Source organism: Pseudarthrobacter sp. MM222, assembly GCF_947090775.1.
Taxonomy (GTDB): Bacteria; Actinomycetota; Actinomycetes; order Actinomycetales; family Micrococcaceae; genus Arthrobacter.
Genome location: NZ_OX352321.1, coordinates 2,327,618 through 2,349,250, shown reverse-complemented (window position 1 = coordinate 2,349,250; position 21,633 = coordinate 2,327,618). Strand labels below are relative to the sequence as shown.

At 68.0% G+C, this 21,633-nt stretch carries 21 protein-coding genes; 19 read left to right on the top strand and 2 right to left on the bottom strand.

Annotated elements, in window-relative coordinates; translation table 11 throughout:
* Window position 1: 1 nt before the first annotated feature.
* From ruvX to OM977_RS10560, 11 genes are all read left to right on the top strand, one after another.
* Window positions 2-586 (top strand): Holliday junction resolvase RuvX, encoded by a 585-nt coding sequence (gene ruvX / locus OM977_RS10605; protein ID WP_264353941.1) that lies wholly within the window; start codon window positions 2-4, stop codon window positions 584-586.
* Complete coding sequence (locus OM977_RS19680) at window positions 583-1,218, top strand: hypothetical protein (protein ID WP_333473974.1); 636 nt, start codon at window positions 583-585, stop codon at window positions 1,216-1,218. The genes ruvX and OM977_RS19680 overlap by 4 nt, the downstream gene beginning before the upstream one ends.
* Entirely contained in the window at window positions 1,212-2,234 is a 1,023-nt protein-coding gene (mltG, locus tag OM977_RS19675; RefSeq protein ID WP_333473973.1) for an endolytic transglycosylase MltG, read from the top strand. The genes OM977_RS19680 and mltG overlap by 7 nt, the downstream gene beginning before the upstream one ends.
* Window positions 2,231-3,160, top strand: coding sequence for a shikimate dehydrogenase family protein (locus OM977_RS10595; protein ID WP_264353940.1), 930 nt, complete (start codon window positions 2,231-2,233; stop codon window positions 3,158-3,160). Before mltG ends, OM977_RS10595 begins: the two co-directional genes overlap by 4 nt.
* A gap of 26 nt (window positions 3,161-3,186) precedes the next feature.
* Window positions 3,187-4,386 carry a chorismate synthase gene (aroC, locus tag OM977_RS10590; RefSeq protein WP_264357378.1) on the top strand — a complete coding sequence of 400 codons (1,200 nt, stop codon included), beginning with the start codon at window positions 3,187-3,189 and terminating at the stop codon, window positions 4,384-4,386.
* Between the two features lie 50 nt (window positions 4,387-4,436).
* Window positions 4,437-4,976, top strand: coding sequence for a shikimate kinase (locus OM977_RS10585; protein WP_264357377.1), 540 nt, complete (start codon window positions 4,437-4,439; stop codon window positions 4,974-4,976).
* Window positions 4,973-6,064 carry a 3-dehydroquinate synthase gene (gene aroB, locus OM977_RS10580; protein ID WP_264353939.1) on the top strand — a complete coding sequence of 364 codons (1,092 nt, stop codon included), beginning with the start codon at window positions 4,973-4,975 and terminating at the stop codon, window positions 6,062-6,064. The genes OM977_RS10585 and aroB overlap by 4 nt, the downstream gene beginning before the upstream one ends.
* Window positions 6,064-6,582 carry a tetratricopeptide repeat protein gene (locus OM977_RS10575; RefSeq protein WP_264353938.1) on the top strand — a complete coding sequence of 173 codons (519 nt, stop codon included), beginning with the start codon at window positions 6,064-6,066 and terminating at the stop codon, window positions 6,580-6,582. The genes aroB and OM977_RS10575 overlap by 1 nt, the downstream gene beginning before the upstream one ends.
* A 167-nt stretch (window positions 6,583-6,749) precedes the next feature.
* The gene (efp, locus tag OM977_RS10570) at window positions 6,750-7,313 is read left to right on the top strand and encodes an elongation factor P (protein WP_056429593.1); all 564 of its coding nucleotides are present in this window, start codon (window positions 6,750-6,752) and stop codon (window positions 7,311-7,313) included.
* Window positions 7,313-7,723: a transcription antitermination factor NusB gene (nusB, locus tag OM977_RS10565; protein ID WP_264353937.1), complete on the top strand. Its 411-nt coding sequence runs from the start codon at window positions 7,313-7,315 to the stop codon at window positions 7,721-7,723. The genes efp and nusB overlap by 1 nt, the downstream gene beginning before the upstream one ends.
* 111 nt (window positions 7,724-7,834) lie before the next feature.
* The gene (locus OM977_RS10560) at window positions 7,835-8,812 is read left to right on the top strand and encodes a serine hydrolase domain-containing protein (protein WP_264357376.1); all 978 of its coding nucleotides are present in this window, start codon (window positions 7,835-7,837) and stop codon (window positions 8,810-8,812) included.
* Window positions 8,813-8,848: 36 nt separating this feature from the next.
* Here OM977_RS10560 and OM977_RS10555 read toward each other — a convergent pair whose 3' ends face one another.
* Both OM977_RS10555 and OM977_RS10550 read right to left on the bottom strand, forming a co-directional pair.
* On the bottom strand, window positions 8,849-10,090 hold the full coding sequence (locus OM977_RS10555; RefSeq protein WP_264353936.1) for a PrsW family intramembrane metalloprotease: 1,242 nt from the start codon (window positions 10,088-10,090) through the stop codon (window positions 8,849-8,851).
* A 221-nt stretch (window positions 10,091-10,311) separates the two neighbouring features.
* Complete coding sequence (locus OM977_RS10550; RefSeq protein ID WP_264353935.1) at window positions 10,312-12,114, bottom strand: HNH endonuclease signature motif containing protein; 1,803 nt, start codon at window positions 12,112-12,114, stop codon at window positions 10,312-10,314.
* Window positions 12,115-12,259: 145 nt separating this feature from the next.
* Here OM977_RS10550 and OM977_RS10545 point away from each other — a divergent pair, with 145 nt between their 5' ends.
* From OM977_RS10545 to pyrF, 8 genes are all read left to right on the top strand, one after another.
* Complete coding sequence (locus tag OM977_RS10545) at window positions 12,260-12,454, top strand: hypothetical protein (protein ID WP_264353934.1); 195 nt, start codon at window positions 12,260-12,262, stop codon at window positions 12,452-12,454.
* Window positions 12,455-12,518: 64 nt separating this feature from the next.
* On the top strand, window positions 12,519-13,130 hold the full coding sequence (pyrR, locus tag OM977_RS10540) for a bifunctional pyr operon transcriptional regulator/uracil phosphoribosyltransferase PyrR (protein ID WP_264353933.1): 612 nt from the start codon (window positions 12,519-12,521) through the stop codon (window positions 13,128-13,130).
* Window positions 13,127-14,125 carry an aspartate carbamoyltransferase catalytic subunit gene (locus OM977_RS10535; RefSeq protein ID WP_264353932.1) on the top strand — a complete coding sequence of 333 codons (999 nt, stop codon included), beginning with the start codon at window positions 13,127-13,129 and terminating at the stop codon, window positions 14,123-14,125. The genes pyrR and OM977_RS10535 overlap by 4 nt, the downstream gene beginning before the upstream one ends.
* Window positions 14,125-15,504, top strand: coding sequence for a dihydroorotase (locus OM977_RS10530; protein WP_264353931.1), 1,380 nt, complete (start codon window positions 14,125-14,127; stop codon window positions 15,502-15,504). Before OM977_RS10535 ends, OM977_RS10530 begins: the two co-directional genes overlap by 1 nt.
* Window positions 15,504-16,022 (top strand): PH-like domain-containing protein, encoded by a 519-nt coding sequence (locus tag OM977_RS10525; protein ID WP_264353930.1) that lies wholly within the window; start codon window positions 15,504-15,506, stop codon window positions 16,020-16,022. The genes OM977_RS10530 and OM977_RS10525 overlap by 1 nt, the downstream gene beginning before the upstream one ends.
* Entirely contained in the window at window positions 16,003-17,280 is a 1,278-nt protein-coding gene (carA, locus tag OM977_RS10520; protein WP_264353929.1) for a glutamine-hydrolyzing carbamoyl-phosphate synthase small subunit, read from the top strand. The genes OM977_RS10525 and carA overlap by 20 nt, the downstream gene beginning before the upstream one ends.
* Entirely contained in the window at window positions 17,280-20,621 is a 3,342-nt protein-coding gene (carB, locus tag OM977_RS10515; protein WP_264353928.1) for a carbamoyl-phosphate synthase large subunit, read from the top strand. Before carA ends, carB begins: the two co-directional genes overlap by 1 nt.
* Window positions 20,614-21,510, top strand: coding sequence for an orotidine-5'-phosphate decarboxylase (gene pyrF, locus OM977_RS10510; protein ID WP_264353927.1), 897 nt, complete (start codon window positions 20,614-20,616; stop codon window positions 21,508-21,510). The genes carB and pyrF overlap by 8 nt, the downstream gene beginning before the upstream one ends.
* The last annotated feature ends 123 nt before the right edge of the window (window positions 21,511-21,633 follow it).

The following is a 21,633-nucleotide window of genomic DNA, read 5'->3' as shown; positions in this document are numbered from 1 at the left end:
CGTGAACGAAGCTGCTGTGCCCGACGGCTACCCCCGGGGCGTGAAACTGGGGGTGGACGTCGGCACCGTCCGGGTGGGCGTGGCGGTCTGTGACCGAGACGGCATCCTGGCCACACCATTGCGCACGCTGGACCGGAACGCGAAGAAAAACACCGACGTCCGGATCCTCGCGGCGCTGGCCGAAGAGCTCCATGCCGTCGAGATCTTCGTGGGCCTTCCGCGGACGATGAAAGGCGAAGAGCACGCTTCGGCGCGGATGGCCACGGACTACGCGCAGCTGCTGGCAACTGCCCTCAGGGACCTCGGATCCGAGGTCCCGGTACGTCTGGTCGACGAGCGGTTGAGCACGGTCACCGCACACCGCAACCTGCACGAAGCTGGCATGAGCAGCCGGAATCACCGTAAAGTAGTTGATCAGGTTGCGGCCGCAGGTATCCTGCAACATGCGATCGATATGCAAAAGGCCAGGGGAACGGAGATCGGAAGCCGCGTTTACGCGGAAACCGCTCCGGGGCCAACCGGGAACGGCGCTTCTGCCGGCCCGGACGTACACACGCAATCTGCAGAAAACGGAAGGCTACAGTGAGCCCGGTCAACAGTGACGACTCCCCAGGAGACGCGTTCGGCGCCTCCGGCCGACCGCTGACGCGCAAAGAGATTAGGGCCCGGGAAAAGTCGCTGATGACCCAGGGCCACGAGGTCATCCCGCCGCAGGCGTTCGAAACCGGGCAGGACAGCCCGACGGCGCCCGCGCCCGCGCCCGCTGATGCCGCGCCCGCTCCCGCGCCCGCGCCCGCTGAAGCCGCGCCGCCCGTCCACGCGCCCCAACCCCCTGCGGCCCGGCCGACCGTGCACGAGGACACTGAGTCCCAGGAGACCGTCCCAGCGGACAGCGCGGCCAGGGACAGCGCGCCCGAGGACGCAGCGTTTCGGCATGCCCCGCGCGAGTACGCCGGTAGCGTCATCCCCGGGTCCGGACCGCACTACGAGACGGGACTTCAGCCCGGCTACGCAGCCCACCCTGGTGCGGACTACTCCGGCTATGAGGCCCACCCTCACGATTCAGACGATCCCTATGGCGATGACTCTGACCGCTACCCTGATTATTCCGACGCGGAAGCCGGACACGAAGTATTGGCCGGAGCTTCCGCCAAGCGCAGCGGCAAGGGACTTTCCAAAAAGTCCGCCGCCGGCGCCGTTTCCTGGCTCTGGTGCTGACCCTGGCAGTGTTCGTGGCCGCCATCGTTGTGGTCGCCCAGTTCATCAAGCCCTTGCTCGGCGGCGACACGGTGGCCGACTACCCCGGACCGGGGACCGGCGAGGTGACCATTACGGTTCCCTCCGGTGCGGGACCCAAATCCGTTGCCGCGGAACTGCAGAACAAGAAGGTCGTAGCCAACGCCGACTCTTTCCTAAAAGAATTCGCGGCCTCCGGCGGGGCGCTGAGCCCTGGCGACTTCAGCATGCGCACCGAAATGAAGAATGCGGACGCCGTAGCCGTGCTACTGAACAAGGACAAGGGCAAAGTCATGTACTTCGCCCTCAACGCAGGCCTTCGGATCGGAGAGTCGTTGCAGGCGATTTCCGAGGGCACCGGGATTCCGGTGGCCGAGTTGAAGGGCTTGAGCGACTCCCCGGCCCAGTTCGGCGTTCCCTCCAAGTCCAAGAACCTTGAGGGCTTCCTCGCCCCGGGGGAGTACCGCTTCCCGCTCGGCACCCCGGCCAAGGACATCCTGGAGAAACTCGCGTCCACCACCCTGGACGAGCTCAAGGCCCAGGGCATCACGGACCCGGCCAAACAGTACGACGTCGTCACGGTCGCCAGCATTGTCCAGGCTGAAGGCGGACAGGCCGAATACGGCGACGTGGCCGGCGCGATCTACAACCGGCTCAAGCCCGGCAACACCGAAACCAACGGGCTGATCCAGTCCGATGCAACGGTGACCTACGGCCTGGGAATCCGGAGTTTCCATATCGACGAGGCGCAGAAGGCCGATGCCTCCAATCCGTACAACACCTACGCGAACACCGGCCTGCCCGCTGGACCCATCGGCTCGCCCGGCAAGACAGCCATCGATGCCGCAGCGAAGCCCAAGTCCAACGATTACCTCTACTGGGTGACCATCAACCTGGACACCAAGGAGACCAAGTTCTCGAAGACCCTGGCGGAACACAACGGCTACGTGCAGCAGTACAACGCCTGGTGTGAGTCCAACGCCGGACGCTGCGTATGACGCTGCGGGCCGCCGTGCTTGGGCACCCCATCAGCCATTCGAAGTCACCGGCACTGCACCGGGCCGCGTATGACCATCTCGGTGTCGAAATCAGCTATTCGGCGATCGACGTGACCGAGGAGGAGCTGCCGGCCCTCATGGCGCGGGTCCGGGAGGAATCCCGGCACGGGAAAGGCTGGTGCGGCCTGTCCGTCACGATGCCGCTGAAAACCGCAATGGTCGCGGAAGTGGACGAGGTCCGCGGCGTTGCCCGCGCACTCGGCGTCATCAACACGGTGGCCTTCGAACCGGCGGCCACCGGCGGCCACCCTGGCGGGGACACCGCCGGGTCCACCCGCCTCGTCGGCTACAACACGGACGTCGCCGGCATTGTCAACGCCCTGCGTCACGCGGGCGCCGCGACCGCCCCGACGGCCGCCATCCTCGGCGGCGGCGGGACCGCTGCGGCAGCCATCGCGGCCCTTCGGGAACTAGGCGCCCCCGGCGCGGACGTCTTTGTGCGTGATGTCGGCCGCGCCGCCGAAGCGCGGGCCGCCTCAGCCGCCGTCGGGCTGCCCATCCGGGTGCGGTCCATCGCCGGAGCCGCCGCGGCAGTGGCCGCCGCCGACGTCGTCATTTCCACGCTGCCGCCCCGCGCGGCGGATACCCTGGCAGCGGAGTTGCAGCAGGCATTTGAGAGCGATCGCACCGCCGCAACCGCCCGCAGCCGTCCCGGCGTGCTCCTGGATGTGGCCTACGATCCCTGGCCCAGCGTGATCGCCGCGGCCTGGCAGGATGCCGGCGGCACGGTGGTTCCCGGACTTGAAATGCTGATCTACCAGGCGGTGGAACAGGTACGCCACTTCACCCGGCTCGGCGCCGCCGTACCGGAGGAAGTCATAGATGTGATGTGTGACGCAGTAGGGGCACCCCGACGGGTGTTCTGAGGACCTTACATGGCAGGATGGAAATTATGTTGCGTTGGTTGACTGCCGGAGAATCCCATGGTCCGGCCTTGGTCGGAATTATTGAAGGCGTGCCCGCCGGTGTTGAACTCACCAGCGCCCAGATCGCCGATTCGCTGGCCCGCCGCCGGCTCGGCTACGGCCGCGGTGCGCGGATGAAATTTGAGCAGGACGTGGTGACGATCCTCGGCGGCGTCCGCCACGGCATCACCCAGGGCGGCCCGGTCGCCATCCAGGTCGGCAATACCGAATGGCCCAAGTGGGAGCAGATCATGTCTGCGGATCCCGTGGCCCCGGAAATCCTCGCTGACCAGGCACGCAACGCGCCCCTGACCCGGCCGCGGCCGGGTCACGCCGACTTCACCGGTATGCAGAAATACGGCTTCGACGAGGCACGTCCTGTGTTGGAGCGCGCCAGCGCCCGCGAAACCGCCACCCGGGTGGCCCTCGGCACCGTGGCGTCGGCCTTCCTCAAGCAGCTCGGCATCGAACTGGTCTCCCACACGGTCTCAATCGCCAGCACCGCCGTGCCGGAAGGCCGGCCGCTGCCGGTACCGGCCAACGTGCTGGCCCTCGACGCCGACCCCTTGCGCTGCTTTGACCGCGAAACCTCCGACGCCATGGTGGCCGAGGTTGACGTCGCACACAAGGAAGGCGAAACCCTTGGCGGCGTGGTCGAGGTGCTCGCCTACGGCCTCCCGCCCGGACTGGGCAGCTACGTCCACTGGGACCGCCGCCTCGATTCACGGCTGGCGGCTGCCCTGATGGGGATTCAGGCCATCAAGGGCGTTGAGGTCGGCGACGGTTTCCTCACCGCCTCCCGCCGCGGCTCGGCCGCCCACGACGAGATCGTCAAGGACGCGGACGGCAGGATCATCCGCACCAGCAACCGGGCCGGCGGCATCGAAGGCGGCATGAGCATCGGCGATGTGCTGCGCGTCCGTGCGGCCATGAAGCCGATTGCCACCGTGCCGCGTGCCCTCCGGACCGTTGACGTCAGCACGGGGGAGGCCGCCAAGGCCCACCACCAGCGCTCCGACGTGTGCGCGGTCCCGGCCGCCGGTGTCGTGGCGGAAGCCATGGTGGCCCTCGTCCTGGCCGAAGCCGTCACGGAAAAGTTCGGCGGCGACTCGGTTGAGGAAACCGCCCGCAACATCAAGGGTTACCTGGACAGCATTCCGGCGGCCCTGGACTCGATCGGCCAGTAGTGTCGGCCGGAAACAATGCCGCTTTCCGCCCGATCGCCCTGATCGGACCGATGGCCGTGGGTAAGTCGGCCATCGGCCGGCAGCTCGCCCAGCAGCTGGGGGCGGAGTTCGTGGACACCGACGTCGCGATTGTCGCGTCCCATGGAACTATCGCGGAAATCTTCGCCTGCCGGGGCGAGCACGCCTTCCGCGAACTCGAGGCCCGGGCCGTGGCCCAGGCAATCGAGGACGCACAGCTAACGAGCACAGTGATCTCCCTGGGCGGCGGAGCCGTGCTGGATTCCGGGACGCAGCAGCTGCTGGAGCAGTGCACCGTGGTGTACCTCGAATGCGACGCGGACACGGTGGCGGAACGCATTGCCAGGAACTCCGGGCGGCCACTGCTGGCGGGTGACGCCATGGAACGATGGAAGGCACTGTTCGCCACCCGCCGGCCCGTCTACGAGCGGCTGGCCGATTTAGTATTCGACGTCCGGAGCGGATCCGTTCCGGACCTCGCCCACCGGCTGGAAGATGCGCTGGGTGGGTCCGTCACGGCGAAAACCGCGGCTGGATCCACGCCGGCGGCGACAAAGGAAGTTGAAAAGTGATTACCGAATCAACCGTCATCAAGGTCACCGGCCTGACGCCCGGCGAAAATTACGACGTCGTGGTGGGCCGCGGCCTCCTGGCCGGGCTTCCGGCCCTGCTGGGAGAGCGCGTCAAACGGGTCCTTGTCGTCCACCCCCGCGCGCTGCGGCTCACCGGGGACACCGTCCGGGAGGAGCTGGCCGCCGCCGGCTTCACCGCGCTGACTGCCGAAATTCCGGACGCCGAAGAAGGCAAGCACATCGAGGTGGCATCCTTCTGCTGGCAGGTGCTGGGACAGAACGATTTCACCCGCTCCGACGCCGTCGTCGCCGTCGGTGGCGGAGCCGTCACCGACCTGGCCGGATTCGTGGCGGCCACCTGGCTTCGCGGCGTCAAGGTGATCCACATGCCCACCAGCCTGCTGGCCATGGTTGACGCCGCGGTGGGCGGAAAAACAGGGATCAATACGGCCGAGGGAAAGAACCTCGTCGGTTCTTTCCACCCGCCTGCAGGGGTCCTGGCGGATCTGGACACCTTGGATACGTTGCCGAAGAACGAGATGATCTCCGGCATGGCCGAGGTCATTAAGTGCGGCTTCATCGCCGACCCCGCCATCCTCGATCTGATTGAACGGGACCCTGCCGCGGTTTCCGATCCCCGCTCGGACGCCGTCCGGGAACTTATCGAGCGCGCCATCTCGGTCAAAGCCAGGGTCGTGTCGGCGGACCTCAAGGAGGCGGGCGAGCGTGAGATCCTCAACTACGGCCATACTCTGGGCCACGCGATCGAACTGGTTGAACGCTACTCCTGGCGGCACGGCGCCGCCGTCTCCGTCGGCATGATGTTCGCCGCGGAGCTGGCCCGCAGCGTGGGCCGTCTCAGCGACGCCGACGCCGACCGGCACCGGAGCATCCTGGAAAGCCTCGGGCTTCCCATCACCTACCGCCGGGACCGCTGGCAGGCGCTGTTGGACGGCATGCGGCGGGACAAGAAGTCGCGCGGTGACCTTTTGCGTTTCGTGGTGCTCGACGGCGTCGCCCGTCCCGGTATCCTCGACGTCCCGGACACTTCGCTGCTGTTCGCCGCCTACCAGGAGATCGCCTCTTGATGAACGGCCTCAGGGTCGGTACCAGCGAATGGCCCGACGGCGGGTTCGCTGGGATCAGGGTCAATCCAGTCAGCCTGATGCCGGAGATCGTCAATGAGGAAGCCTGCGCCGCCGCGCTGTCGGCCTCCGCGGATCCAGCGGACCTGATCTTCGTACGCCTCGTCCAGGGGCACGCCGGTGAGGCAGCGGAGCTGCTGGCCGAGGCCCGGTACAAGGACCCGGATTCACTCCGGCTGCGTATCTTCGAGGCTGACGTGCTGCGGGTCTCGCACCGTTCTGACCGCGCCGTTGACCTGTTCCGGCAGCTGCTGGCGGAAACCCGGGGTACGCCGGATGAAGCCGTCATCCGTCAGCAGCTCGGCCGTTCCTACTTCGCCGCTGGCAACATCGCCGCGGCCGTGGAGTCCTTCGCGACAGCGCTGGATCTCCGCGTGGCCGGTTCCGCCGACGCGGCACTGATCTACGCCTCCACCGTGGCCCTGCAACGGGCCCGGGACGTGCTGGATCTCGCCTCCTGAGGCGCTGCGCCGGGCGCCGTCGGACTCCCCGTCCGGCGGTGGCCCACTGGAACCGGTAGAATGGTTCTTGGATTTTTGAAAACTACGCGCTGGCGGGCCGCATGGCATGCCTGCCCGACATAGCAGCTGGCAGCCAGAACCAGTTCGAAACGAAACCAGAGGATACAGTGGCAACCACTAACGACATCAAGAACGGCACCGTCCTTAAGCTCGAGGGCCAGCTCTGGAACATCATCGAGTTCCAGCACGTCAAGCCCGGCAAGGGTGGCGCATTCGTGCGCACCAAGATGCGCAACGTGATGTCCGGCAAGGTGGTCGACAAGACCTTCAACGCCGGACTCAAGATCGAGACCGCCACGGTTGACCGCCGCGACTACCAGTACCTGTACCAGGACGGCGCCGACTTCGTGTTCATGGACACCACGGACTTCGACCAGCTGACCGTTCCGGGCGCCACCGTTGGCGACGCCACCAACTTCATGCTCGAGAACCAGATGGTCAACATCGCCATCCACGAAGGCAACCCGCTGTACATCGAGCTTCCCCCGAGCGTCGTGCTTGAGATCACCTACACGGAGCCCGGCCTGCAGGGTGACCGCTCCTCGGCCGGCACCAAGCCCGCCACACTCGAAACCGGCTACGAGATCCAGGTGCCCTTGTTCGTCGAGAACAACACCAAGGTCAAGGTCGACACCCGCGACGGCAGCTACCTCGGCCGGGTCAACGACTAGTGAGCGCCCGCGGTAAGGCCCGCAACCGGGCCCTGGACGTACTCTTCGAGGCCGAGCAGCGCTCGGTCTCGGCGTTCGACGTGCTGAAGTCCCGTCGCGAACAGACGGACCAGATCGTCAATCCGTACACCCTCGAAATCGTCGAGGGCGTGGTCTCTTATCAGCCGACGATCGACGAGTTCCTCGAAACCTATTCACAGGGCTGGACCTTGGAGCGGATGCCCTCGGTGGACCGCATCATCCTGCGGATCGGCACCTGGGAATTGCTCTACAACGACGACGTCCCCGACGGCGTCGCCGTGAGCGAGGCCGTGGCCCTGGCCAAGACCCTCTCCACCGACGAGTCGCCGCAGTTCATCAACGGCCTGCTGGGCCGCCTGCAGCAGCTGAAGCCTTCGCTGCTCGCCTGACACCCGCTGACACGCTCACAAGGAACCCCGTTCGGCTCAGCCCGGACGGGGTTTCTTTATGTCCGCGTCGTCCTGCAGCAGGCAGCTCCGGGCGGTTATTGTGGTCCCGTGATGACCGATCCAGTGCTGGCTGCGACGCTCAGGGCCCGGTTGGGGCCGCGGGCTTCCCGGTTTGCGGGCGCCGCAGTGACCGTCGACGCAATTAAGATCGGCGTCCACGGGGTCTCCCCGGACGCCGACTTCGAACTTGGCTCCATCTCTAAGGCGCTGACCGGCCTGCTGTATGCGGACGCGTCCGCGCGGGGCGAGATCGGTCCTGACACAACCCTGGGGGAGTTGTTGCCGCTGGCCGGTTGCGCGGTCGCGGAGCTCAAACTGGAACCCGTGAGCCGGCACTGCTCCGGACTTCCGAGGCTCCCCCCGGGTCTTCCGGGCGCACCCTCGCGGCTGCGGCGCAGCGTTTCGTTTTACCTGCACGGGACAAACCCGTACGGGGAGAGCCTTCCGGAGCTCCTCGAGCAGGCACGCGCGGTCCGGCTGCAATCACCCCGCCCGCGGTACTCCAACCTGGGCTTCGAGCTCCTCGGTCACGCCATTGCCGCCGGCGCCGGGTTGAGCTACCGGGACCTCGTCGCCGCGCGCCTCTGCGCGCCGCTGTCCCTCGACTCGGTCTACCTGCCCGCAACCGCCGGCGAACTGGGCCCGGAAGCCCTGACCGGCAGCAGCCGGTCCGGGCGCGCGAAGGAACCCTGGACGGGGGAGGCGCTGGGCCCCGCCGGGGGCATCCGCGCATCCATCCGCGACATGGCCCGGCTCACCCGGGCGCTCCTGGACGGCTCGGCCCCCGGACTGACTGCCCTGGACCCGGTGGCGGCGTTCGCCGGTCCCGCGGCCCGTATCGGCGCCGCGTGGATCACCCTGGAGGTCAACGGACGTCAAATCACCTGGCACAACGGTGCCACCGGCGGATTCCGGAGCTGGATTGGCCTGGACCGGGAGGCAGGTGCCGGCGTCGTGCTGCTGACTGCGTCCTCGCAGGCCGTGGACCGGCACGGCTTTGCGTTGTTGCGGGAGCTTGCAGCTCGCTGACAGCAGTATTGGCTTGCCCGCGCCCGGACGCTTGGGTTAGTGGACGACGGCGGCGCGCAGGCCGACGACGTCGGAGAGCAGGTGCTGCTCATCGAGCTGGTGGGCGGGGACGTCCCGGCCGCTGAGGATCCGCTGCCGGGTGAAGGCCAGTTGCGTCGCGGTATGCAGGAAGGCTTTCATCTGCGGTCCCCGGCCAATGGAACGGGCCCAGCGCAGGGCCGCACGCCGGCCCGCAGGCGTGGATACCATTTCCACCTCCGCGGCCGTGAACCATCCGGCCGCCGCGTACTCCTTGAGCCGCTGGCGGGTCAGCCGGCGTTCCGCGACCCTCAGCAGCACGATGACCAGGACCGCCAGCAGGAAAATCGGAATTTGGACCACGATGTACTGCGCCAGGAAGTCCTGTCCCATGCTGTTCCAGCCGCTGTGAAGCAGCATCGCAGGAATCAGCCCGACGGCGAACGCCACCACGGACAGCCCGTTATGCCAGCGCCGGGCGGCCAGGCCGAGAATGAGTCCGGTGGTTCCGGTGAAGATGGCGTGGGCAAAGGGTGACATGACGCCGCGCAGGAAGAACACCACCGCAAGATCCGTGCCGGGATCCGAAGATTCCGCGATGGCCCGGCCGAAGTACAGGATGTTTTCGGTGAAGGCGAAGCCGCCGGCGATCGTGAAGGCGAACACCACGCCGTCGACCGGTCCGTCGAAGTGCCGGCGCGCGAAGAGCAGGAGCAGCAGCAGGCCCAGCGATTTGGCGAACTCCTCGACTACCGGCGCCTGCACGGTGACAGCGAAGGTCCGGTAGTCCAGTCCGGACACGGGACCCGCGGCGAGCGAAAAGTACGGCTGGATCAGTAGGGTGACCGAGATGGACACCACCGCGCCCCAGACGAAGGCGAAGAGCAGCAGGCTCTTGGGCTCAGGCTCCCAGCGGTCGATTACGCGCACGGCAAGCAGGACCGCGGCCAGCGGCAGCAGCGAAGCGACGAAACCAATAACGAAGCCTGCGATACCGGTGTTGCCCAGGACGAACGGCAGGACCGAGAAAAGGCTGAAGAACCCAAGCACGCCTCCGCCCGCCACCAGCCCTCCCGCACCGGTGGAACGCCGGCCACCGCGCGGGGCCGGGACGGCGGGAGGCAGGGCGGCCTGGAGCTGGCCAGCGAAGTTCGCCGGTGCCGGCCGGTAGTGCTGATCCGGGACCTGCCCCATCCAGCTCGGGTTGGCTTGCTGCGGCAGCGGCGCGCGGCCACCGGGCCGCGGATTGGAGCTCGTCATGTACAAGAGCCTAGGGGATTCCATGGCCAGCGGGGGTGCGGCACTCGCACGTGCCGGTTTGGCGCTGTGTTCGGGTTAGGGGCAAACTGACTGACCTTTTTAGGCCCACCTTTTGGGCCCACCCTGGTGAGGTTGAACTCCCGGTGAACTGGTCCCGGGCTTGGGTGGTTTCGGTAGGCATCCGGCAGGTCGTGCGCCGACCGATTCATGCACCACTCCGATCAAACGGACATCGGTACCGCCGCCAGCCAGCACTCCTCGACGGCATCCCCTGCGGGCGATGAGTGCCAGTCCGTATCTATTGCGGGCCATTGCTGTCCCGCGGTGAATTGCTGCCGGGCAGTGAATTGGTGCCAGTCCGGGAAGGGGTCAGTGGGCAGTTCCTGTTCGGGGTCGGGGCCGGGATCCTCGGGCAGGCCGGGGTCCGCGGGGAAGTAATGGTCCGGAAACTGCTCCGGTTCGATATCGGGCCCCTGCTCCAGGAGCGGGCCGGAGTCGAACAATGTGTCCGTGTCCGTGTCCGTGTCCATGTCCGTGTCCATGTCCGTTGCCGGGAGGTGGGGCGGCCAGGTGGGTGGTTCCCAGTCCTGGTGTTCGCTGGGGTAGTGGCGTCCGGTGGGTGAGGTCCATCCGGGTGGGGTGGTTTTGGTGGCTGGGGTGGGTGTCCAGGCGGTGGTGTGTTTGAGGCGGTGGTGTTTGGGGCAGGGTTGGCCGAGGTTGGTGATGCCGGTGGTGCCGCCGTCGGCCCAGGCCAGGAGGTGGTCTGCTTCGTTGTCGAGGGAGTGGTTGTTGCAGCCGGGGAAGGGGCATTTGGCGTCGCGGAGGCGGAGCCAGCGGCGTTGGGGTGTGGTGAGGCGGTAGCTGGTCCGTCCGATTTCGAGCGGCGCGCCGTCGCGGGGGTCGGTGAGGACGCGGTAGAAGGAGTCGGCGCCGTCGGCGATCAGGCGGCGGGCCATGGAGGGCGGGATCGGCCCGTACCCGTCCAGGATGGCCGGTTCCTCCGTGGCGCCGAGGAGGGACAGGACCGGGACGGTGATCAGGACCTGCGCCCGCGGCGACGGAACACCCCCGGGCACAGGTCCGCCCACATCCCGGCCCGTGCCGGTGCCTCCATCGGCCGTTCCGACGGTGGCGCCGTTACCGGCGGTGCCGGTGGTGAGGAGCCAGGTGGCGGTGATGTCGGCGCGGAGCTGGGGCAGGGTCCTGGCCTCGTGGGGCCCCTGGAGCGCGCGGGCGGCGGCCGTGGTCCGGTCCCAGATCCCGGCGGCGGTGTCGGCCGGGAGGTAGGCCGAGAGCCAGGCCATGCCGTCCCGGTCCGGGGTGTAGTCGACCCGGCGGTCCGCGGCGCTTCTGGTGTGGCGTGCCTCGATGCTGGCCGGGTGGTGGCGCTCCCGCCAGGCGCGGGCCTTGGCCCGGAACCGGCCCGGAGTGAGGTCCCCGGCGGGGCAGCCGCGGGCCGGGTTCGGTGCAGCGGGGTCCAGGAAGTGCGCCTCGAGCGCGGCCGCCGCGCCGGGTTCCAGGTTGTTGGTTTCGTCGATGAGGATCCGGGCGTGCTGCCAGGAAATCATCCCGGCCTGCAGGGCAGCCAGGGTCAGCGGCAGCGCCGCCGTTAGGGCCAGGGCTTCGGACAGGAGGGCTGCGGCGGTGCGTTCGCTGACGGTCAGGACGCAGGCGACTTCGGCGACGACGGCCATTTCCTGGGCGGTGTGGTCCTGCGGGGACGCCGCCGGTGGCGCCAGGGCCGTGGCGGCCTGGGCGTAGTCGGCGGTGAGCCTGACCTTCAGCGCCGCGGAGCGGGCGTCCATCCGGGCGAGTTCGCCGAGCCCGTCCAGGCACGCGTCCGCCAGGTCCCGCAACGGATTGGCGTCCCCGGGCGCGCTATCGTTTCCCAGCGGGCCGGTCCCGGACTCATCGAAGCTGTCAGCCCCGCCGGGGAAGGCGAGGGCAGCAAGCGCCGCAACGGACGCCGCGATCTCTTTCAGGGCCTCCCTGCTCTCCGCACTCCATGCCGCCGTGCTTTCCATACCCACAGCATTTCAGGAGGCACCGACATTTAGGGGGGCATTGGCGGCCCTGGTTTTTGGTGCTGGCCGGCGCCGGGCAGGCCTAGTGGGAGCTTCGGGGTGCGATGGGACCGAGTCGTTGTCCCGACGGTGCGGCTGCCCAGATGTGGAGATCGTTGGTTTGGCGGCCGTCGTCGTGGTCGCCTGGTGCGGCATCCACTCTGGCACCCGCCGCGGCCCCGGCCAGCGCCCCGCCCGCGGCCCCGGCCAGCGCCCCGCCCGCCGCCCGCCGGCCCCGGCCAGCGCCGCTGTGACGCACGACGCCCCGTCCCGGGCAGGTCCGGGGCGGGCGCTGTGGTAATTTGAAAGGGCAAATGATCCTTTTTTAATTCCGTCCCGTGAGGCGGGGAAAGGGGAGACGAGCGTTGACTTCTGTTCCAGAAGCACCGGTTCCGGCCAAGGTTGTTCTTACCCGAGTGGTACTCAACCAGGCGGACATCGACCGTGCACTCACTCGTATCGCCCATGAAATTCTCGAGTCCAATAAGGGCTCCCAGGACCTGGTCCTGCTGGGCATTCCGCGGAGGGGCTACCCCCTCGCCGTCCGCCTCGCCGAGAAGATTGCCGCAGCCGATCCCACTGTGGATGCCGCCGCGATCGTGGGCCAGCTGGACGTCACCATGTTCCGCGATGACCTTTCCCACCAGCCGACGCGGCCGCCGTACCCGACGCAGCTTCCGCGCACCGGGATCGACAACAAAGTTGTTGTGCTGATCGACGACGTCCTTTACTCCGGGCGCACCATCCGCGCCGCCCTCGATGCGATCATCGACCTCGGCCGCCCGCGGATTGTCCGCCTCGCCGTGCTGATCGACCGCGGCCACCGCGAATTGCCCATCCGCGCCGACCACGTCGGCAAGAACCTGCCCACGTCCTCTTCTGAAAAAGTCCGTGTCCGGCTCGAGGAAACCGACTCTGTGGACGGGGCGCCCGACGGCGTCCCCGTCAATGAAGTGGTCATCGAGGCCACCGCATGAGGCACTTGCTTTCCACCGAAGACCTGAGCCTGCACAACGCCGTCCGCATCCTCGACACCGCCGAGGAAATGGCCGCCGTGGGGGAGCGGGAGGTCAAAAAGCTCCCCGCGCTGCGCGGCCGCACCGTGGTGAACCTGTTCTTCGAGGATTCCACCCGCACCCGGATCTCCTTCGAGGCCGCCGCCAAGCGGCTCTCGGCGGACGTCATCAACTTCGCCGCGAAGGGCTCGTCCGTGTCCAAGGGCGAGTCGCTCAAGGACACCGCCCAGACCCTTGCCGCCATGGGCGCCGACGCCGTCGTCATCCGGCACTGGGCTTCCGGAGCGCCGCACCGGCTCGCCGCCACGGACTGGATCGACGCCGCCGTCATCAACGCCGGCGACGGCACCCACGAACACCCCACCCAGGCGCTGCTGGACGCCTTCACGATGCGCCGGCACTGGTCCAAGCTCGCCGGAACCCCGTCCGCCGGGGCCGACCTCACAGGCATGCGGGTTGCGATCGCCGGCGACGTGCTGCACTCCCGGGTGGCCCGCTCCAACGTCTGGCTGCTGCGCACCCTGGGCGCCGAGGTCACCCTCGTGGCGCCCCCGACGCTGCTGCCGATCGGCGTCGAAAAGTGGCCCTGCACCGTCAGCTATGACCTCGACGAGACGCTCGCCAAGGGCGTGGACGCCATCATGATGCTCCGGGTGCAGGGGGAACGGATGAACGCCTCGTTCTTCCCCACGACGCGCGAATACTCCCGCCGGTGGGGCTTCGACGACAACCGGCTCCGGGCCCTGGACCGGCTGGGCTTCAAGGACACCATCATTCTGCACCCCGGCCCGATGAACCGGGGGCTGGAAATTTCCTCCGCCGCCGCGGACTCGCCCCGTTCCACTGTGCTCGCACAGGTCCGGAACGGCGTCTCCATCCGCATGGCCGCGCTTTACCTGCTGCTCTCCGGGGACACCCGCGAACCAGCTGCCAATTCCACGAAGGAGAGCCACTGATGGCATCACAGCAACAGGACACCGGCACCAACGGCGCCTACCTGATCCGCGGAGCCGCCATCCTCGGCGGAGCCCCTGAAGACCTCCTGATCCGGGACGGCTTCATCGCCGAACGCGGCCAGGACCTTTCCGCGGAGGGCGCCACCGTTATCGAGGCCGCCGGGCTCGTGGCCCTGCCAGGCATGGTGGACATCCACACGCACCTGCGCGAACCCGGCCGCGAGGACGCCGAAACGGTCGAGACCGGGACCCGCGCCGCGGCCCTGGGCGGTTACACGGCCGTGCACGCCATGGCCAACAGCACCCCGGTGGCGGACACCGCCGGCGTCGTCGAACAGGTACTGACCCTGGGCCGCACGGCCGGCTGGGTGGATGTCCGCCCGGTAGGCGCCGTCACCGTGGGCCTCGCCGGGGAACAGCTCGCCGAACTCGGCGCGATGGCCGATTCCCGCGCCCACGTGCGGGTTTTCTCTGACGACGGCATCTGCGTCTCCGACCCCGTGCTGATGCGCCGCGCGCTCGAATACGTCAAGGCGTTCGACGGCGTCGTGGCCCAGCACGCGCAGGAACCCCGGCTCACCGCCGGTGCCCAGATGAACGAGGGCGAAGTGTCCGCCGTCCTGGGGCTCACGGGCTGGCCCGCCGTCGCCGAGGAAAGCATCATTGCCCGCGACGTCCTCCTCGCCCAGCACGTCGGTTCGCGGCTGCACGTCTGCCATGTCTCCACCGCCGGCTCCGTGGAAATCATCCGCTGGGCCAAGTCCCGCGGCGTCAACGTCACCGCCGAGGTCACCCCGCACCACCTCTGGCTCACGGACGAGCTGGCCCGCAGCTATGACCCCGTCTACAAGGTCAACCCGCCGCTGCGTACCGACGCTGACGTCCAGGCCCTGCGCGCCGCGCTGGCCGACGGAACCATCGACGTCGTCGGCACGGACCACGCCCCGCATCCGAGCGAACACAAGGAATGCGAATGGGCGCAGGCCGCCATGGGCATGACCGGACTGGAAACGGCGCTGTCCGTGGTGCAGCACACCATGATCGAAACCGGCCTGATGGGCTGGTCGGACTTCGCCCGCGTCACCTCCACCGCCCCTGCCGAGATCGGCCGGCTGGAGGATCAGGGCCGCCCGCTCGACGCCGGGGAACCCGCCAACGTCACACTCGTGGACCCGGCTGCGCGCTGGACCGTGGACCCTTCTAAGATGGCAACCATGGGCCGTAACTCACCGTTTGCCGGCCGGGAACTCCCGGGCAAGGTGGTGGCGACGTTCTTCAAGGGCCACCCCACCGTCCTCGACGGCAAACTCAACACCCCGTACCGGTGGCTCCCCGCCGTACCGGGCACGCCCGACACCGCAGCGGTAGGCCGCGACTGATGGTCAAGGACCTTTCATTGCTCTTCACGCTGGTCCTGATCGGCGTCGCGCTAACGCTGATCTGGCTCGGCTGGCGGAACCGCCTGCGCCGCCAGGCCGACGTCGATCCCTTGCCCCAGATCCCTGCGGAGCTCGGCTCCCCGCTGGCGGCAGCCGACGGCCAGTACGTCGCCTCCACCACCGCCGGTGACTGGCTGGACCGCATCGCGGTCCACAACCTCGGCATCCGGACCAACGCCGAACTCAGCGTCCACGCCGAAGGAGTGCTCTTCGAGCGCTCCGGCGCCGGCCCGGTCTTCATCCCGGCCGACCGGCTCACCGGCGTCCGCCAGGAAAGCGGCATGGCCGGAAAGTTCGTCGAAAAGGACGGACTCCTGGTGCTCAGCTGGATGCTGGGCGCCCATGAGCTGGACACCGGGTTCCGCACCCGGCACGCCGACGACAAAACGACCCTCCTCAACGCCCTGCAAGATCTGATCTCCGCAGCCCCTCAGGCGAATGCCGATAGTGGAAAGTAACAACGTGACGGAAAACCCCACAGTGACAGAAGCGGAAGCGACGGCAAACGCAGCCGCCTCCACCCCCGCGGCCCTCGTGCTCGAGGACGGACGGATCTTCCGTGGCACCAGCTACGGCGCCACCGGAACCGCCCTCGGCGAGGCTGTGTTCGCCACCGGGATGACCGGCTACCAGGAGACCATCACCGATCCCTCGTATGCCCGCCAGCTGGTGGTCCAGACCGCCCCGCACATCGGCAACACCGGCGTGAACAAGGACGACGCCGAGTCCCGGCGGATCTGGGTGGCCGGCTACATCGTCCGGGATGCTGCCCGCCGCCCGTCCAACTGGCGCTCCGAGCGGTCCCTCGACGCCGAACTGGTGGAGCAGGGCGTCGTCGGCATCCAGGGCGTGGACACCCGCGCCATCACCCGCCACCTGCGCGAACACAAAACCATGCGCGCCGGGATCTTCTCGGGCGACGCCGTCCTGGCCACGGACAAGGAACTCGTGGACACCGTTTTGGCCAGCGCCCCGATGGAAGGCTCCCGCCTCGCGGAGGAAGTCAGCGTGGACAAGGCCTACACGGTCGAGCCGAAGGACTGGGGCTGGGACAAAGAGCCGCTGTTCAGCATCGCGGCGATCGACCTCGGAATTAAGCGGATGACCCCGATCCGCCTCGCCGAACGCGGCATACGGGTGCACGTGCTGCCGGCCACCTCGACCATCGAGGACGTCAACGCGGTCAACCCGGACGGCTTTTTCATGTCCAATGGTCCGGGCGACCCGGCCACAGCGGACAACCAGGTGAAGCTGCTCCGCTCGGTGCTGGACGAGAAGATCCCGTACTTCGGCATCTGCTTCGGCAACCAGATCCTGGGCCGCGCCCTGGGCTTCGGCACCTACAAGCTCCGCTACGGGCACCGCGGCATCAACCAGCCGGTGATGGACCGCCGCACCGGCAAGGTGGAGATCACCTCGCAGAACCACGGCTTCGCCGTCGACGCTCCGCTTAACGGCGCCACCCAGGCTCCCGAAGAGCGGTTCGGCCGTGTCGAAGTCAGCCATGTGAGCCTCAACGACGACGTCGTCGAAGGCCTGTCCTGCCTCGACATTCCGGCTTTCTCGGTGCAGTACCACCCCGAGGCCGCCTCCGGCCCGCACGACGCCGCCTACCTCTTCGACCGCTTCATCGACCTGATGGCGGACAGCAAGAAGGAAGCCGCCGCTGCTTCTCCCACGACTTCCACCGAATCCAAGACTGAGGACAAGAAGTAATGCCCAAGAGAACTGACCTTAAGAGCGTCCTGGTCATCGGTTCCGGCCCGATCGTGATCGGCCAGGCGGCCGAATTCGACTACTCCGGCACCCAGGCACTGCGCGTCCTCAAGGAGGAAGGCCTGCGCGTCATCCTCGTCAACTCCAACCCGGCCACCATCATGACCGATCCCGAGTTCGCCGACGCCACCTACATCGAGCCGATCACCCCCGAGGTGGTTGAAAAGATCATCGCCAAGGAACGCCCGGACGCGATCCTGCCCACCCTGGGCGGCCAGACCGCGCTGAACACCGCGATCGCGCTGGACAAGAACGGTGTGCTGGAGAAGTACAACGTGGAACTGATCGGCGCCAACATCGCCGCGATCGAGCTCGGCGAGGACCGCGAGAAGTTCAAGGGCGTCGTGGAACGGTGCGGCGCCGAATCGGCCCGCAGCCACATCATCCACACCATCGACGAGGCCCTGACGGCGGCCGAGGACCTGGGCTACCCGATGGTGGTCCGGCCCTCCTTCACCATGGGCGGCCTCGGCTCCGGCCTCGCCTACGACGAAAACGACCTCCGCCGGATCGTCGGCCAGGGCCTGCAGTACAGCCCCACCAGCGAAGTGCTGCTCGAAGAGAGCATCCTCGGCTGGAAGGAATACGAGCTCGAGATGATGCGCGACAAGAACGACAACGTCGTGGTGGTCTGCTCCATCGAGAACTTCGACCCGGTTGGCGTGCACACCGGCGACTCCATCACGGTGGCCCCGGCCCTGACCCTGACGGACCGCGAATACCAGCGCCTGCGCGACATCTCCATCGCCGTGATCCGCGAGGTCGGCGTCGACACCGGCGGCTGCAACATCCAGTTCGCCGTCGAGCCGGACACCGGCCGCGTCGTTGTGATCGAGATGAACCCGCGCGTCTCCCGGTCCTCCGCCCTCGCCTCCAAGGCCACCGGCTTCGCGATCGCCAAGATCGCCACCAAGCTCTCCCTGGGCTACACCCTGGACGAGATCCCGAACGACATCACCCAGAAGACCCCGGCCTCCTTCGAGCCGACCCTGGACTACGTCGTCGTGAAGGTCCCGCGGTTTGCCTTCGAGAAGTTCCCGGCGGCGGACCCTACCCTGACCACCACCATGAAGTCCGTGGGCGAGGCGATGGCGATGGGACGCAACTTCACCGAGGCACTGCAGAAGGCGCTGCGCTCCCTCGAGCAGAAGGGCTCCCAGCTGGACTTCAGCCACGTCCCGGAATGGGAAGTCGCCGAGCTGATCGAGAAGGCCAAGCGGCCCACCACCGACCGCCTGCACCAGGTCCAGCGCGCCATGCTCGGCGGCGCCACCGTGAGGCAGCTTTTTGAGGCCACCAAGATCGACCCCTGGTACCTGGACCAGCTGCAGCTGCTGAACGAGATCTCGCTCGAAATCCGGCAGGCATCGGCCCTGACCCCGGAGATGCTGCAGCGCGCCAAGCGCCACGGCTTCTCCGACGAGCAGATCGGTGCCCTGACCCACAACTCCGAGGACGTCGTCCGCGGCGTCCGGCAGGCCCTCGGCATCCGCCCCGTCTACAAGACCGTGGACACCTGCGCCGCAGAGTTCGCCGCGTACACGCCGTACCACTACTCCTCCTACGACGAGGAGGACGAGGTGGCGCTGCACGCCAAGCCGTCCATCATCATCCTCGGTTCCGGTCCCAACCGGATCGGCCAGGGCATCGAGTTCGACTACTCATGCGTGCACGCCTCGATGGCGCTCCGCAAGGCGGGCTACGAGACCGTGATGGTCAACTGCAACCCGGAGACCGTCTCCACCGACTACGACGTCTCCACCCGCCTGTACTTTGAACCGCTCACCCTCGAAGACGTGCTCGAGGTCATCGCCGCCGAAGAACGCACCGGCGGCGTGATGGGCGTCTTCGTCCAGCTCGGCGGCCAGACCCCGCTCAAGCTCGCCCAGCAGCTCGCCGACGCCGGCGTGCCGATCCTCGGCACCTCCCCGGAAGCGATCGACCTCGCGGAGCACCGCGGGGCCTTCTCCCGCGTCCTCGACCAGGCGGGGCTCATCTCGCCGAAGAACGGCACCGCGGTGTCCTTCGAGGACGCCAAGAAGATCGCCGACGAGATCGGCTACCCGGTCCTGGTCCGCCCGTCCTATGTCCTGGGTGGACGCGGCATGGAAATCGTTTACGACGAGCCCAACCTTTCCCGCTACATTGCCAACGCGACCGAAATCACCCCGGACCACCCGGTGCTGATCGACCGCTTCCTCGAGGACGCAGTCGAGATCGACGTCGACGCGCTTTACGACGGCAAGGAGATGTACCTCGGCGGCATCATGGAGCACATCGAGGAGGCCGGCATCCACTCCGGCGACTCGGCCTGCGTGCTCCCGCCGATCACCCTGGGCAACAACGTGCTGGAACGGGTCCGGACCGCGACGCTGGCCATTGCCGAGGGCGTGGGTGTCCGCGGCCTGATCAACATCCAGTTCGCGCTGGCCTCCGACGTCCTCTACGTCCTGGAAGCCAACCCGCGGGCCTCCCGCACGGTTCCTTTCGTCTCCAAGGCGACCGGCGTGCAGATGGCCAAAGCCGCCGCCCTGATCGGCACCGGCGTGACCATCAACCAGCTCCGCACCGCCTACAAGATGCTGCCGGAAACCGGCGACGGCTCGACGCTGCCGCTCGATGCGCCGGTCTCGGTCAAGGAAGCCGTGCTGCCGTTCAGCCGTTTCCGCACCCCGGAGGGCAAGGTGGTCGACTCGCTGCTCGGCCCCGAAATGCGTTCCACCGGCGAAGTCATGGGCATCGACAAGCACTTCGACACCGCCTTCGCCAAGAGCCAGGCCGCGGCCAACAACGCGCTGCCGACCGAGGGCAAGATCTTCGTCTCGGTCGCCAACCGGGACAAGCGCTCGGTGATCATGGGCGTCAAGCGGCTCTCCGACCTCGGCTTCGAGATCGTCTCCACGGGCGGCACGGCCGACGTGCTGCGCCGCAACGGCATCCAGGCCACCCCGGTCCGGAAGGTCGCCGAGGGTTCCAGCGCCGAAGGGGAAGGCACCATCGCCGACCTCGTCATCGCCGGCGAGATCGACATGGTCTTCAATACCCCCTCCGGCGGCGAAGCCCGCAGCGACGGCTACGAACTGCGCGCCGCCGCGACCTCAATCGGCATCCCGTGCATCACCACCGTGGCCGAGTTCAACGCCGCTGTCCAGGCCATCGAGGCGCTGCGCACCTACGAATGGTCCGTCACGAGCCTGCAGGAGCACGCAGCCGCCCTCACGGCCTCGCAGAACGCGGCCGCGCAGGCCGCCTCGCAGATCGCGGCACCACAGAATGCCTGAGCCTGAGGCGGCAACGGCCGGCCGGGAGTCCTTCGGCTCCCGGCTGGGCCGGGCGATGGCCGGGCGCGGTCCGCTCTGCGTCGGAATCGACCCGCACCCGGCGCTGCTGCAGCGCTGGGGCCTGAACGACGACGCCGCGGGCCTGGAGCGTTTCTCGCTCACCGTGCTCGACGCGGTGGGTCCGCTCGCTGCCGCGGTCAAGCCGCAGGTCGCCCTGTACGAGCGGCACGGCTCCGTGGGGATGGCCGTACTGGAACGGACCCTGGCCGCCGCCGCGGACGCCTCGGTGCTGACCATCGCCGACGCCAAGCGCGGGGACATCGGCTCCACCATGGCCGCCTACGCGGATGCCTGGCTGCGGGACGGTTCGGCCCTGGCCGCGGATTCGGTAACCCTGAGCCCGTACCTGGGCTTCGAGTCGCTGCGGCCGGCGCTCGACCTGGCGGCGCAGACCGGGCGCGGCGTGTTTGTCCTCGCTCTGACCTCCAACCCCGAGGGCGCCTCGGTGCAGCACGTCGGCGGCGCGGATTCCGTGGCCCGCCGGATCGTGCGGGCGGCCGCGGCGGAAAACCAGCGGTACTTCACGTCCAATACCTCAAATAACCAGCTGGCCGCCCCGGATCTGGGTTCCGTCGGTCTGGTCGTCGGCGCCACCGTCGGCTCCGCCCTCACGGACCTGGACCTGGACCTCGCCGCGGTCCGCGGCCCGATCCTGGCCCCCGGCCTGGGCGCGCAGGGGGCCACCGCGGCGGATCTGCGCCGGACTTTCGGGGCGGCCTACGGGCAGGTGCTGGGGACCTCCAGCCGGGAGATCCTCGGCGCCGGACCGCGGGTCCAGGACCTGCGGGACGCGGCCCAGCGCACCCTCGAAGAGCTGCGCCTCGCCTGACCTTCGGACAAGCTGGGACCGGGCAATCGTCCATTGATTTCTCCAGCATCCAGACTGTAGGTTCAGGACACGCCCACGCAACTGCCTGGGCGCTGTCCGGCCGGGCCGTTACAACGCAGTATT

Excerpts from the sequence above, each read along its gene's own strand:
- OM977_RS10550 (WP_264353935.1), bottom strand. The coding sequence starts at position 12,114 with ATGGAAAGCACGGCGGCATGGAGTGCGGAGAGCAGGGAGGCCCTGAAA.
- aroC (WP_264357378.1), top strand. The coding sequence starts at position 3,187 with ATGTTGCGTTGGTTGACTGCCGGAGAATCCCATGGTCCGGCCTTGGTC.
- OM977_RS10585 (WP_264357377.1), top strand. The coding sequence starts at position 4,437 with ATGGCCGTGGGTAAGTCGGCCATCGGCCGGCAGCTCGCCCAGCAGCTG.
- OM977_RS10595 (WP_264353940.1), top strand. The coding sequence starts at position 2,231 with ATGACGCTGCGGGCCGCCGTGCTTGGGCACCCCATCAGCCATTCGAAG.
- OM977_RS10555 (WP_264353936.1), bottom strand. The coding sequence starts at position 10,090 with ATGACGAGCTCCAATCCGCGGCCCGGTGGCCGCGCGCCGCTGCCGCAG.
- OM977_RS10535 (WP_264353932.1), top strand. The coding sequence starts at position 13,127 with ATGAGGCACTTGCTTTCCACCGAAGACCTGAGCCTGCACAACGCCGTC.
- OM977_RS10560 (WP_264357376.1), top strand. The coding sequence starts at position 7,835 with ATGACCGATCCAGTGCTGGCTGCGACGCTCAGGGCCCGGTTGGGGCCG.
- OM977_RS10575 (WP_264353938.1), top strand. The coding sequence starts at position 6,064 with ATGAACGGCCTCAGGGTCGGTACCAGCGAATGGCCCGACGGCGGGTTC.
- carB (WP_264353928.1), top strand. The coding sequence starts at position 17,280 with ATGCCCAAGAGAACTGACCTTAAGAGCGTCCTGGTCATCGGTTCCGGC.
- pyrF (WP_264353927.1), top strand. The coding sequence starts at position 20,614 with ATGCCTGAGCCTGAGGCGGCAACGGCCGGCCGGGAGTCCTTCGGCTCC.
- OM977_RS10525 (WP_264353930.1), top strand. The coding sequence starts at position 15,504 with ATGGTCAAGGACCTTTCATTGCTCTTCACGCTGGTCCTGATCGGCGTC.
- OM977_RS10530 (WP_264353931.1), top strand. The coding sequence starts at position 14,125 with ATGGCATCACAGCAACAGGACACCGGCACCAACGGCGCCTACCTGATC.
- carA (WP_264353929.1), top strand. The coding sequence starts at position 16,003 with ATGCCGATAGTGGAAAGTAACAACGTGACGGAAAACCCCACAGTGACA.